Genomic DNA, 12,717 nt, shown 5'->3' on the forward strand with positions numbered 1-12,717 from the left:
TAGCGCCCTTGCTAAAAACGAGGTATTACTGTGCTACTCAACTATGCTCCCCCACTAGACCCATATTTAGATATTTTGTATCAAGATGACGATATGTTGGTCATCAATAAGCCTAGTGGGCTGTTAACAGTGCCTGGTAAAGACCCGAAACATGCTGATTGTGCAATTGCACGAGTAAACCGTGTTTTCCCGAGTGCACGTATCGTGCACCGTTTGGATATGGCAACCTCGGGCGTGCTGTGTCTAGCTATGCACAAAGAAGCCCATCGTTTTTTAAGCATTCAATTTCAAGATAGATTGACCAATAAGTATTATATTGCCCGTGTGCATGGCAAATTAGCGCAGTCTACAGGCTCAGTTGATTTACCCTTGACCTGTGACTGGCCAAATAGACCTAAGCAAATGGTGTGTCATGAAAGTGGTAAGCCATCACTCACCCATTTTGAGGTATTAGCGCATGAGGCAGATGCAACTCGTGTAAAACTCACTCCTATAACTGGCCGCTCTCATCAGCTGCGCGTACATATGCTATCACTGGGTCATGTCATTTTAGGTGACAGGTTATATGCAAAAGATGAAGCACTAGCAGCAGCGAACCGTTTACAGCTGCATGCCGAGATGTTGCAAATTGCGCACCCTCGCACTGAAAAGATGATGACTTTTACTACGCCTTCGCCTTTTTAATAAAATAGCCGCAGGTAATCTTGCGGCTATTTTATATTTTAAGGAATAATACTACTTCTTAAAAAGATCAAGAGCACTGGCTGTCATGGCTCTTACACCCGTATGTACTGCCAGTTCATAATCTGGTGCAAACTTGCTTGAGTGTAATGAAGGTAGAGGCTCACCACTTTGCATGGCGGCTTGATAGCTGCTTGGCTCAACCCCACCTAGCCAAAAAATGGTGATGGGAATGTTTTCTTCGGTACGGCCAAATAAACCAAAATCTTCGCCCGCCATAACAGGCTCAGCTTTGACAACCTGCGAGTCACCTAACTCCTGTTTAATACTCTTCGTCATACGAGTTGCAAGTTCAGGGTTATTATAAGTTGATGGAATAGACTCCGATTCATGTACCAGCACTTCAGGATAAAGCGACTCTCCTAACCCAGCACTTTGCGCAATGCCAGCAGTTAATCGCTTGATCGCCGCAATTTGTTGTTCGCGAACCGCAGGATCATACGAGCGTAACGTTAACTGCAACTTCACTTCATTTGAAATAATATTGTGCTTTGAGCCACCATGAATTGAACCGACAGTGATAACTGACGGCTTGAGCGGTGAAATCTCACGACTGGTAATGGTTTGCAGCCCTAAAACAATGCGAGATGCTAATACCACAGGATCGATAGTGGTATGAGGGTAAGCACCATGTCCGCCTTTGCCTTTGACTGAAATATCCACCGAATCCACGTTTGCTAAAGCATAACCTGGTGCTATTGCTACTTGCCCTGCAGGAAGCGATGCACTGGTGTGTAAACCCAACACATAGTCAGGCTTTGCAAACTGCTTAAATAACCCCTCTTTGATCATGGCTTTGGCACCGCCTCCGACTTCTTCAGCAGGCTGAGCAACCATCATCAGCGTACCTTGCCATTGGTCTTTATGCTTCATCAACTGCTCAGCAGTACCGATCATACTGGTCATATGAATATCGTGAGCACAGCCATGCATAACACCGACCTGATTATTATGCTTATCTATCACTTTCACTTTTGATGCATACGGTTTTCCGGTCTGCTCTATAATAGGAAGACCATCAGTATCCGCGCGGATCATCACTGTTGGGCCGTTGCCATTTTTATATAAACCAACTACGCCAAAACCACCCACATTACTTGTCACATCAAAACCAAGCTGCTCTAGTTCTTTCGCTAAACGCTTGCCTGTTTGCTCTTCTTGATAGGACAATTCTGGATTCTGGTGCAAATGTAAATAAAGCTGATTCAGTTTAGGTAAACTTTGTTGAACCGATTTATCTAAATCTAGGGCATGAATATTAGCACTGAGTAATAAGGCTAAGCTGAGAGTCAGTTTTTTCATTTTTTGTTTTTATCTTGTGTAATAAGTGAGCATTAAACTTATCAGTTTCAGTCGCTTTCTGCCAATAGCAACTGGTCTAATACTCACTTTAGAAACTGACAGCACATAATGAATTAACTGTGCTCAGTATCACTCCAGATACTGTACTTATTACCTAGCCATAAACAAAAATTGAAGAAATACCCGGCTCCCAACATAATGATACCGCCCGCCAGTGCTGGCTGACTTATTAAGCCTATTATACAGAATACATAACCACTTATGTGGCAAGTAAACAACGCCCGAACTGTCGCACGTTTTGACGGCGTTAAATTGAGATAATTTAAAGCAAACCAACATCTGACCCACAGTGGTGCAGCTTGCCATAATTCTTCTTGTGTTTTCATATCTAACCTCGTTTGTTGCAGTGTATTTACATCTACTTCCAAAACAGAGGCAAGGCATTTTAATGATTCCAAACTGGCATTATGTCCGCTTTCAATTCGCTGAATTGTACGAACATTGAGACCTGACATTTCGGCTAACTGCTCTTGGGTTAAGTGTCGACTGACTCTTAATTGTTTTAAAACCATTATTTTTTGTTTCCTTGCTTCCAACGAGGTAACTATGAACAAACTACAGCAACTCAACCACGACTTTTACCCGACACGAAATTTTATCTTTATAGTTCAGATGATTAGCTAATACGATTAGCCATTAAAAAAGCCCGCAATTGCGGGCTTTCAAAGCTTAAATGCTTACTCTGAGCTTTCTGATGGGGCCTCTTCTATAGGCTCAGCCTTAGTAAACTCAATCTCGTATTCATCAACACGTTGAAGCCCTCTTGGTAGTTTATTACCACGACGACCACGCTCACCATAGTAATGTTCTAAATCACTAGGCTTAAGGGTTAATTTGCGCTTACCTGCATGTAGTGTCACCGATGAACCATCAGGCACACACGCGAGTACTTTGACAAACTCTTCACGTGCTTGTACTTTCGCACTTGGAATAGAGATGATCTTATTACCTTTACCTTTAGCCAGTTTTGGTAAATCACGCAGTGGGAAAATAAGCATTCGACCTTCATTCGAAATTGCCATACAGCGATCGGTTGCAACATCATTCACAGAGATAGGTGCTATCAGCTCAGCTCCTTTCGGCACAGTTACTAACGCTTTACCATTTTTATTCTTACTGACTAAGTCATTAAAGCCAGTGATGAAGCCATAGCCGCCATCGGTTGCCATTAGGTAAAGCTCTTCTTCTTCACCCATCACCACGTGTTCAAATGTCGCGCCACCCGCTAAGCTAAAGCGACCCGTCATTGGTTCACCTTGGCTTCTGGCTGACGGTAAGCTATGCGCATCAGTCGCAAACGCGCGCCCAGTACTGTCTAAGAATACGGCAGGCTGATTACTCTTACCCCGTGCTGAGGCTTTATATTCATCGCCTGAACGATAATTCAAGCCTTCAGCATCAATATCATGGCCTTTGGCTACACGTGCCCAGCCTTTTTCAGATAGCACCACAGTAACGGCTTCTGAAGGAATTAAGTCTTTTTCACTTAACGCTTTTGATTCACCACGCTCAACCACAGGCGAGCGGCGTTCATCGCCATAAAGCTCTGCGGCTTCTTGGATTTCTTTTTTCATCAAGGTCGACATACGGCGATCAGAGCCAAGCGTTAGCTCTAGCTTGTCACGCTCTGCCGCAAGTTCATCTTGCTCGCCTTTGATTTTCATCTCTTCTAACTTCGCTAAATGACGAAGTTTTAGATCAAGAATGGCTTCAGCTTGCTTGTCTGATAACCCAAAGCGCGATATCAATTCTGCTTTTGGATTATCTTCATTACGGATGATTTCGATGACTTCGTCGATGTTTAAGAAGGCAATCATTAAACCTTCTAAAATGTGCAGTCGAGCAAGCACTTTATCTAAACGATACTGCAAACGACGGCGTACTGTTTCACGGCGGAATACAAGCCATTCCGCTAAGATTGATCGTAAATCTTTAACTTGCGGTCTGCCATCTAAGCCAATCATGTTCAGGTTAACACGATAGCTCTTTTCTAAATCTGTGGTTGCAAATAAGTGCGCCATCAGAGGTTCGACTTTAACTCGATTTGAACGAGGTACAATCACAATGCGCGTTGGGTTTTCATGATCTGATTCATCGCGAAGATCTGCTACCATAGGCAGCTTTTTCGCTGTCATCTGCGCTGCAATTTGCTCTAACACTTTTGCGCCCGAACACTGATGCGGTAAAGCAGTGATCACCACTTCACCTTGCTCTTCAGTGTAAACCGCACGCATTTTTATTGAGCCTTTACCCGTGGTATAGATTTTCTGAATATCCGCTTTTGGCGTGATGATTTCAGCATCGGTAGGGTAATCAGGTGCCTGAACGAGTTCTAACAACTCTTCAAGAGTTGTTTTCGGCTTATCAAGTAATGTACAACAGGCAGACGCTAACTCTCGAACATTATGTGGCGGTATATCTGTCGCCATACCTACCGCAATACCCGTTACGCCATTAAGTAAGATATGAGGCAAACGTGCTGGCAGCACTTGCGGTTCGTTCATGGTGCCATCGAAGTTCGGGGTCCAATCAACGGTGCCTTGGCCTAGTTCTTTTAACAGCACTTCTGAGAATTTAGATAATCGGGCTTCGGTATAACGCATTGCGGCAAAAGACTTTGGATCGTCCGCTGCACCCCAGTTACCTTGACCATCAACGAGCGGATAGCGGTATGAAAACGGCTGCGCCATTAATACCATAGCTTCGTAACACGCACTGTCACCATGAGGGTGGTATTTACCCAGTACATCACCGACTGTACGTGCTGATTTCTTATACTTAGCAGCAGCTGAAAGACCCAGCTCGCTCATCGCATATACAATACGACGTTGTACTGGCTTTAGACCGTCGCCAATATGCGGCAGTGCACGGTCCATGATCACGTACATGGAATAATTGAGGTAGGCGTCTTCGGTAAAACGCCCCATGGTTTGTTGTTCTATGCCCTGTAAGGACAAGGTTTGCGGATCTGTCATATCGCGCCCTATTGTTATTATCTTTATACGCTTTCATTAATTGAAATGAACAAAACGTACAAAGCCGCTAGCGATGAAATCGTTTAGCGGCTATTCAATTTTAAAATCTATTCTTATACTTCGGCTCTGTCGCCATGCTCTTCAAGCCATGATTTACGGTCACCCGAGCGCTTTTTCGCAAGCAGCATATCCATCATTTCAATGGTGTGCTCTTCTTCGTCTAATGTCAGTTGTACGAGACGGCGCGTATTAGGATCCATGGTTGTTTCACGTAACTGCATTGGGTTCATTTCACCCAGACCTTTGAATCGCTGTACGTTCACTTTGCCGCGTTTTTTTTCGGCTTCAATTCTATCTAAAATACCACGCTTTTCGTCTTCATCGAGTGCGTAATAAACTTCTTTACCAATATCAATACGGAATAATGGCGGCATAGCCACATACACATGACCCGCTTTAACTAAGGTTGGGAAATGCTTAACAAATAGCGCACACAAGAGTGTTGCTATGTGTAATCCATCCGAGTCAGCATCAGCAAGAATACAAATTTTGCCATAACGCAGGCCCGATAAATCAGTTGAATCAGGGTCGATACCTAAAGCGACTGAAATATCATGTACTTCTTGAGAAGCTAGAATTTGTCCTGATTCAACTTCCCAAGTATTAAGAATTTTACCACGCAGTGGCATGATGGCTTGGAATTCACGGTCTCGGGCTTGCTTCGCAGAACCACCCGCCGAGTCACCCTCTACTAGAAATAGCTCTGAGCGTTCTGTTTCACTGCCCGAACAGTCGGTCAGCTTACCCGGTAATGCAGGACCTGATGTAACCTTTTTACGCACCACTTTTTTCGCTGCGCGCATACGCTTTTGTGCATTGCTGATACACAATTCTGCCAGTAGCTCAGCCGTTTCTGTGTGCTCATTTAACCATAAACTAAATGCATCTTTTACAATACCCGATACAAAGGTCGCACATGAACGCGAAGATAGCTTTTCTTTGGTTTGACCTGCAAATTGTGGGTCTTGCATCTTCACCGATAATACGTAGCTACATTTATCCCAGATATCGTCTGGAGTTAACTTAACGCCTCGAGGCAATAAGTTACGGAATTCACAAAACTCACGCATGGCCTCTAATAGACCTTGGCGAAGACCATTTACGTGTGTACCGCCCTGTGCTGTCGGTATTAAGTTTACGTAACTTTCAGCGATTGACTCGCCACCTTCAGGTAACCAGTGTAGCGCCCAATCGACACCTTCTGTTGAGCCACTAAAGCTGCCTGTGAAAGGCGATTTTGGTAATACTTCAAAACCACTTGCTGCGTCTTTTAAGTAATCTTCAAGACCAGCTTCATAATGCCATTCTTGCGTTTCTTTGGTTTGCTTATTGATAAAGCGAATACGTAAGCCTGGGCATAAAACCGCTTTGGCTTTTAGTAAGTGATTAAGTTTAGATAAAGAGAAGTTTGCTGAGTCGAAGTAACTTGCATCAGGCCAAAAGTGGACTGAAGTACCCGTATTGCGCTTACCTACCGTGCCAGTGACTTCTAGATCTTGTACTTTATCGCCGTTTTCAAATGCCATTTCATAGACTTGAGCATCACGACGCACGCTAATTTCAACACGTGTTGACAAGGCGTTTACGACTGAAATACCTACCCCGTGTAGACCACCTGAAAACTGATAGTTTTTGTTTGAGAACTTACCACCAGCATGCAGTTTAGTTAGGATCAGCTCTACCCCAGGAATGCCTTCTTCAGGGTGAATATCAATCGGCATACCTCGGCCATCATCGATAACCTCTAGTGAGTTATCTTCATGCAGGATGACATCAATCTTGGTTGCGTGGCCAGCTAATGCTTCATCAACACTGTTATCTATTACTTCTTGGCCTAAATGATTAGGTCGAGTGGTATCTGTGTACATTCCCGGGCGACGTTTTACAGGCTCTAACCCGTTTAAAACTTCTATCGCTTCGGCATTATAATTCTGCTGGCTCATGGCTTAATTCTTTATCTTTTTTATTCGTTTTGTTTTACGTGATTTTAAGAAATTTGGCAACGGTGTCAAAGTAACGCTCAAAACCCATAAAACTGTGATCACCGGCAAACTCTACATGTTGCGCGCATTGTTTAAAATAATCAACTGCTTGCTCAAATGGCAAAACTTCATCTCCCATTTGCTGAAGCAACATTACCCCATCAGGATGTGGAAGATGAGTCATAAATAGTGATTGTAAGGCAGCAACATGCTCTAAGGTAAGCTCGTAGTGCATGTCTTGATAGGGATTATACTGCGGTCCCAAGTAATCTGCTAATAATTCAAAAGGCTTAACTGCCGGATTAATCACAACTGCTTTAATGTTATGCAACTGCGACAAATAAGTAGCATAATATCCACCTAACGAGCTGCCCAACAACACCGTCTGTTGGTCAATCAGCTGTGTTAGCTGAATAATGGCAACTCTGGGATCAAAGTGTAATCTCGGTGAGATATATTCAATATCAGGATAATGCCTTAATACCCACTGTCCAAACTGTTGCGCTTTAAATGACTTCTCTGAGCTATTAAACCCGTGGATGTAAATTACGCGTTTAACCATACCACCTCTGTTTTAAACGCTGAACGCGAGAACTCAATTAAACGCACTGCGGGCCCTAAATTTTGCTGCTGCCAATCTGACGTTGCTTTTGAAAACTGAATCGACGTTGCCGGTGTTGCTAACACTGGTAACTCTCTATAGCTTTGCGAGTAATCGTTATGCACATGGCCGTGAATAAGCGCTTTTACTTTTTCACTATTAACCAAAGTATTTAATAACTGTGGCCCATTTTCTAAAATGTGTTTATCTAAATACCCGTTGATTGGCACTGGATGGTGATGACATAGCGCGAGCACATGATTTTCAGTTTTATGTAAATGTGTATGTAGTTCTTCTAGGTGGCTTTGTGTACACCAACCTGCTGGCGTGTCGCCTTTTGAATTCAGCAGTAATACTTCAACGCCATCTGCCATTAGTTTTTTATGTGGCAGTATTTGGGCATTTTCAATCGCCGTATAATCACGGGGTTCATCATGATTCCCAGGCAACCAAAAGACCGGACAGATTAAATCACTTTGCTCTAAAAGCTCTGCAAATAACTGATAAGACTCAGCAGTATGATCTTGGGTAATATCGCCGCCAAATATTGCCGCATCTAATTGTTGCGAAGCGAGGAATTCGAACGTTGCTGCTAAGTTGCTTGCTGTATTAACAGAAAAGTATTCACCTTCTTTATTAGCGAATAAGTGACAGTCAGTGAAATGAGCAAGTTTTAGATGGCGGGTATCAAAAGGATAAATTTGTTCAAACCATGCCATTGTTCACGTCCCAATTTAAAGGTACTCGACCACTTTCTAAACATGCCATCAGCCAATCGCCTAAAAAAGCATTCAACTGATATTTTTCATCTTTGTGGTGCATACTCGGATTTGGGTAACCGTAAGAAGGCTTAATGCGCTGATGAAAGTCATGATGCACCACCTCAGCCACTTTAGCATCATGGTATAGACGAACAGCAATATCTAATTCGGGTAGATAGTCGCTAATTGTTGAGGTTTGTTTAATTGAGATATCTGTGGTGTATTTTGCACAGTCGTCAATATGTACTTCGTAACTGGCATTGGCTAATACGATTTTACGCTTCTCGCCAACCACTTCTTCTGGTAATACTTTTAACGCGCGTAAGTAGTTACGCTCACATAAGGTAATATACTTAGGGAGTGATTGAATATACGCTTGCCTAGTAACCACATTACTCAACTGTGCACCTCTTTACTCTGCTTGCCACTGTTCCAATATACGGGCTTTATTTAACGCTAACCATTGTAGACTAATCACAGTCGCAGCGTTATCAATTTCTCCACTGTTTAGGCGTGCAATCGCTTCATCATAAGGCATAACATGCACTTTGATATCTTCGTCTTCGTTATCTAAGCCATAGATACCGCCTGCTTTAGATAAATCTGTTTTCGCCAGATATAAATATAATCGCTCAGTGGTACCGCCTGGGCTTGATAAATATGATGTCATAAATTCAAGTTCTTGCAGTTCTAAGCCGGCTTCTTCTTTGGCTTCTTTGCGAACCACTTCCTCATAATCAGTAGACCCCTCGGCCATGCCAGCAATACATTCTAGTAACCAAGGTGAGTCTTTTGTTGCCAGCGCGCCTATGCGAATTTGCTCAATAAGTAGTACATTATCTGTACTCGAATCGTACGGTAAAACAGCCACAGCATGGCCGCGCTCTAGTATTTCTCTGCGCACAGTTTGACTCATGCCACCAGCAAAAAGCGCATGATTAAATTTATACGCATGAATTTTAAAGAAGCCATCAAAAACCGGCTCAATTGATGTGATTTTTACATCATTTTCATTAAATTGATTTATAGACTTCATAAATTTACCTTTAAAAATAGGGATCTAGACGCAAAAAACTAGGTATTTCAACTGTAATATATTCTGTTACACTTGAGCGTAAACTTTTACGTATTTACCCCTTTGCTATTGATGAAAACACGGTAACATACTCTCAATTAAAAATTGTCTAAGGATCGAGCGACAAATGAAAAAAAGCTTATTATCACTACTTGTTGGTTTATCATGCGCTTTAACCAGCACGATTTCTCAAGCCGAAGACTTATTACAAGTTTACGACATTGCAACTGCCAATGATCCTACGGTATTAAAAGCAAAAGCCCAAGCTAACGCACAAAAGTTTGCTAAAGACAGCGCATTAGGTGAATTACTACCTTCATTAGGTTTCAGAATGAGCTATGGTGAAACCGATAGAGATGGTTATGAAGGAAACGATGCAGAAGGTTATGTATTTGGTAGTTCATCTTCTGACTCTTTCACTCGTACACTTACTCTTTCACAAACCGTGTTCAGTTTAGGTGTGTGGGAAAGTTTAGGCATTGCGGAAAAACAAGCACTGCAATCAGAGACTCAGTATGCATTAGCTCAGCAAGACCTAATTGTTCGCATTGCCCAAGGTTACTTTGACGTTTTAAGTAAATTAGACAATCTTGAATTCGTACAAGCAGAAAAACGCGCAATCGAACGTCAACTTGAACAAACAAAGCAACGCTATGAAGTGGGCTTAACAGCAATTACTGACGTGCATGAGGCTCAAGCTCAGTTTGACCGTGCTGTTGCTGACGAAATTGTTGCTTCAAATGATGTTGAAACAGCGCGTGAAACACTAAGAACAATTACTGGCAAATACCACAGTAAACTTGATGCTTTAAACACTGATACTTTTTCAACTGTGAAGCCAACTAAAAAATCAACTGAATTCATTGATATTGCAAAAGAGCGTAATTTATCTTTACAGATAACTAAAGCATCACTAGATATTGCGTCAGATGAAATTGACAGAGCACAAGCGGGTCATTACCCAACTCTTGGTTTTGAAGCATCTTACTCAGATGGTTTAACTAATGCAGCAGGTGCAGACGGTAAACCTCGTGGTGACACGACTCAAGTTGGATTAACTTTAAACGTCCCAATCTACTCTGGTGGTAAAACACAAGCAGCGACAGAAAGAGCAAGAGCTAATTTTGTTGCCGCGAGTGAAGATCTAGAAAAGAGTATGCGTGACATCACCCGCTCGGTGATCACGTCTTATAACCAAGTGGTGTCTGATGTTGCGACTTACCGCGCACTAGAGCAAGCCGTTGTTTCTGCTGAGAGTGCTTTACAAGCAACAGAAGCGGGTTTTGAAGTAGGTACTCGTACCATTGTTGACGTACTAGTTAGTACACGAAACTTATATGCAGCAAAACGTAACCTTGCTAACCTGCGTTATCAATACGTACTTTCTTCACTTAGACTTAAGCAAGCAACCGGTACGCTTTCAAGAGCTGACCTTGAAGCTATCAACAAAGGTCTTGTTGAAGGCTAAAATTAAGTTCAGTTAAACAGACACTTAAAAATTCTTTTTTCAAAAGCCGGCACTCGCCGGCTTTTGTATTTTGAAAAGCTTATCGTTAAACTATCGACAATTCTGTGTACGAGAGAACTTTTGTGGTCACAAATCCATCTTTTAAACTCGCTTTTTTGGCACCAAAGTATTGGCTAACTTGGCTTGGTGTGCTTTTCCTTTACTTAATTTCTTGGCTTCCACAAAAAATACAAATATGGTTAGGTCAAGGTCTGGGAAAATTAGTCCATAAATATGTTAAGAAACGCCGCAAAATTGCCGAAGTAAATATCAAGCTTTGTTTTCCTGATATGAGCGAGGCTGAACAGGCTAAACTCGTAAAAGAGAATATGGAAAACACAGGCGTGGCAACATTAGAAACTGGCATGGCATGGTGGTGGCCAAATTGGCGAGTTAAAAATGTGATTGGTTCAATTAAAGGCTTTGAACATGTTGAGCGCGTGCAGGCTGATGGTAAAGGGGTACTTTTACTTGTACCACATATGCTGCACCTTGAAATGCTAGGGCGAATTGTCGGCTCTATTCAGCCAGGAGTTGGATTTTACCGTCCACATAACAATGCCTTGATGGAGTTTTTTATGACTCGAGGACGGCTTTGTTCAAATGAGGCATTAATCGGTAAAAGAGATGTAAAAGGCTTATTGCAGTCACTAAAAAATAAAAAAATGTGTTACTACTTACCCGATCAAGATTATGGCCGTAACCGCTGTGAGTTTACTTCGTTTTATGCAGTAAAAGACGCAGCGACAACAACAGGGACCTTGTTATTCGCAGCAAGTAAGCACTGTGAGGCGTTAAGCTTATCTGGCTTTCGAGATGAACAGGGTAAGTATCATATTGAATTTCACCCACTACTAGAGGATTTCCCGAGTGGTGATGACAATAATGATGTTAGACGTGTAAATGAGCGTATGGAGCAGTCAATTGATAAAGCACCTTCACAATATATGTGGCTGCACCGCAGGTTCAAAACACGACCTGATGAGAATGCTCCATCGTACTACAAGTAAAACATGAGTGTTATGTATGGCTAAAAAGAACAAAAGAAAAAAGTCGTCCTCTATGGGATTTTGGGTAAAGCATCTCGCCCTAAGCGCTATTTTAATTGCAGCTGCCTATTATGTGCTTAATGGTGCATTACCAGAAAATATGGACATGACCAAGACCAGCAATGCAGCAGCAAAAGGTCTCTCGCAATTTTATGAAAGTTTTAGAAACCGTGTTAGCGAGCGAGATACTGAACGCGATCAGTATGTCATAAATTTAGGAAAACCAACTTTTCCTCTCGATGATGCGCTGGCACAACGCGGCCTGGTTGTAAAACCTTCCTCTCCTGGTTGGACAGGGGAGCTAGCGCCACGACGCTTTGAATCAGGTGGCACTTTGAAGGACGTTTTAGCCAACTATGCGCGCGAAGAAGGCATTGAACTATTTTGGTATTTAGAAAGAGATTATGTCGTCAAACATAACTTCAGAGTCGATAGTAATTTTGTGTCGGCACTTTATCAGGTTGGTCGCGCAATCAATGATGACTTCGAGTACGAAGTGTATACTTTCTTTTGCCCTAACCATCGCGCAGCAGTCATTACACAAAAGCCTTCTCACTTCGTCAGAACGAATTGTAGAAGGTTAAGTAAGTAAATCACCAACAAA

At 42.4% G+C, this 12,717-nt stretch carries 12 protein-coding genes; 4 read left to right on the top strand and 8 right to left on the bottom strand.

The window, feature by feature from the left end; genetic code table 11:
• The first annotated feature begins 30 nt into the window (after positions 1–30).
• Positions 31–684 carry a bifunctional tRNA pseudouridine(32) synthase/23S rRNA pseudouridine(746) synthase RluA gene (gene rluA / locus ACXAC4_RS12260; RefSeq protein WP_475161961.1) on the top strand — a complete coding sequence of 218 codons (654 nt, stop codon included), beginning with the start codon at positions 31–33 and terminating at the stop codon, positions 682–684.
• 51 nt (positions 685–735) lie between these two features.
• Here the strand turns inward: rluA and ACXAC4_RS12265 are convergent, their stop codons facing one another.
• The 8 genes from ACXAC4_RS12265 to ACXAC4_RS12300 form a co-directional block, all read right to left on the bottom strand.
• On the bottom strand, positions 736–2,043 hold the full coding sequence (locus tag ACXAC4_RS12265) for a M20 metallopeptidase family protein (RefSeq protein WP_475161963.1): 1,308 nt from the start codon (positions 2,041–2,043) through the stop codon (positions 736–738).
• Between the two features lie 113 nt (positions 2,044–2,156).
• On the bottom strand, positions 2,157–2,615 hold the full coding sequence (locus ACXAC4_RS12270) for a helix-turn-helix domain-containing protein (RefSeq protein ID WP_475161965.1): 459 nt from the start codon (positions 2,613–2,615) through the stop codon (positions 2,157–2,159).
• A 165-nt stretch (positions 2,616–2,780) separates the two neighbouring features.
• On the bottom strand, positions 2,781–5,078 hold the full coding sequence (gene parC, locus ACXAC4_RS12275; RefSeq protein WP_475161967.1) for a DNA topoisomerase IV subunit A: 2,298 nt from the start codon (positions 5,076–5,078) through the stop codon (positions 2,781–2,783).
• A gap of 113 nt (positions 5,079–5,191) precedes the next feature.
• Entirely contained in the window at positions 5,192–7,081 is a 1,890-nt protein-coding gene (parE, locus tag ACXAC4_RS12280) for a DNA topoisomerase IV subunit B (RefSeq protein ID WP_058030634.1), read from the bottom strand.
• A gap of 34 nt (positions 7,082–7,115) precedes the next feature.
• The gene (locus ACXAC4_RS12285; RefSeq protein ID WP_475161969.1) at positions 7,116–7,682 is read right to left on the bottom strand and encodes a YqiA/YcfP family alpha/beta fold hydrolase; all 567 of its coding nucleotides are present in this window, start codon (positions 7,680–7,682) and stop codon (positions 7,116–7,118) included.
• Entirely contained in the window at positions 7,667–8,440 is a 774-nt protein-coding gene (locus ACXAC4_RS12290) for a metallophosphoesterase (RefSeq protein ID WP_475161971.1), read from the bottom strand. Before ACXAC4_RS12290 ends, ACXAC4_RS12285 begins: the two co-directional genes overlap by 16 nt.
• Positions 8,427–8,882, bottom strand: coding sequence for a DUF1249 domain-containing protein (locus tag ACXAC4_RS12295; RefSeq protein ID WP_138482702.1), 456 nt, complete (start codon positions 8,880–8,882; stop codon positions 8,427–8,429). Before ACXAC4_RS12295 ends, ACXAC4_RS12290 begins: the two co-directional genes overlap by 14 nt.
• Before the next feature lie 12 nt (positions 8,883–8,894).
• On the bottom strand, positions 8,895–9,518 hold the full coding sequence (locus ACXAC4_RS12300) for an NUDIX domain-containing protein (protein ID WP_475161972.1): 624 nt from the start codon (positions 9,516–9,518) through the stop codon (positions 8,895–8,897).
• Between the two features lie 166 nt (positions 9,519–9,684).
• Here ACXAC4_RS12300 and tolC point away from each other — a divergent pair, with 166 nt between their 5' ends.
• The 3 genes from tolC to ACXAC4_RS12315 all read left to right on the top strand — a co-directional run bounded on the left by tolC (position 9,685) and on the right by ACXAC4_RS12315 (position 12,705).
• Positions 9,685–11,025, top strand: coding sequence for an outer membrane channel protein TolC (tolC, locus tag ACXAC4_RS12305; RefSeq protein ID WP_475161975.1), 1,341 nt, complete (start codon positions 9,685–9,687; stop codon positions 11,023–11,025).
• A 122-nt stretch (positions 11,026–11,147) separates the two neighbouring features.
• A complete protein-coding gene (gene lpxL / locus ACXAC4_RS12310; protein WP_475161976.1) occupies positions 11,148–12,074 on the top strand; it encodes an LpxL/LpxP family Kdo(2)-lipid IV(A) lauroyl/palmitoleoyl acyltransferase in 927 nt (308 codons plus the stop codon).
• A gap of 16 nt (positions 12,075–12,090) precedes the next feature.
• Positions 12,091–12,705, top strand: a complete 615-nt coding sequence (locus ACXAC4_RS12315) for a TcpQ domain-containing protein (RefSeq protein ID WP_475161978.1) — start codon at positions 12,091–12,093, stop codon at positions 12,703–12,705.
• The last annotated feature ends 12 nt before the right edge of the window (positions 12,706–12,717 follow it).

This window comes from Pseudoalteromonas sp. AWM4_233 (assembly GCF_056158285.1).

What these genes read in the sequence shown, in the direction of transcription:
- ACXAC4_RS12290 (WP_475161971.1), bottom strand. Translation starts at nt 8,440, where the DNA reads ATGGCATGGTTTGAACAAATTTATCCTTTTGATACCCGCCATCTAAAA.
- tolC (WP_475161975.1), top strand. Translation starts at nt 9,685, where the DNA reads ATGAAAAAAAGCTTATTATCACTACTTGTTGGTTTATCATGCGCTTTA.
- ACXAC4_RS12270 (WP_475161965.1), bottom strand. Translation starts at nt 2,615, where the DNA reads ATGGTTTTAAAACAATTAAGAGTCAGTCGACACTTAACCCAAGAGCAG.
- ACXAC4_RS12300 (WP_475161972.1), bottom strand. Translation starts at nt 9,518, where the DNA reads ATGAAGTCTATAAATCAATTTAATGAAAATGATGTAAAAATCACATCA.
- ACXAC4_RS12285 (WP_475161969.1), bottom strand. Translation starts at nt 7,682, where the DNA reads ATGGTTAAACGCGTAATTTACATCCACGGGTTTAATAGCTCAGAGAAG.
- ACXAC4_RS12315 (WP_475161978.1), top strand. Translation starts at nt 12,091, where the DNA reads ATGGCTAAAAAGAACAAAAGAAAAAAGTCGTCCTCTATGGGATTTTGG.
- ACXAC4_RS12265 (WP_475161963.1), bottom strand. Translation starts at nt 2,043, where the DNA reads ATGAAAAAACTGACTCTCAGCTTAGCCTTATTACTCAGTGCTAATATT.
- parE (WP_058030634.1), bottom strand. Translation starts at nt 7,081, where the DNA reads ATGAGCCAGCAGAATTATAATGCCGAAGCGATAGAAGTTTTAAACGGG.
- parC (WP_475161967.1), bottom strand. Translation starts at nt 5,078, where the DNA reads ATGACAGATCCGCAAACCTTGTCCTTACAGGGCATAGAACAACAAACC.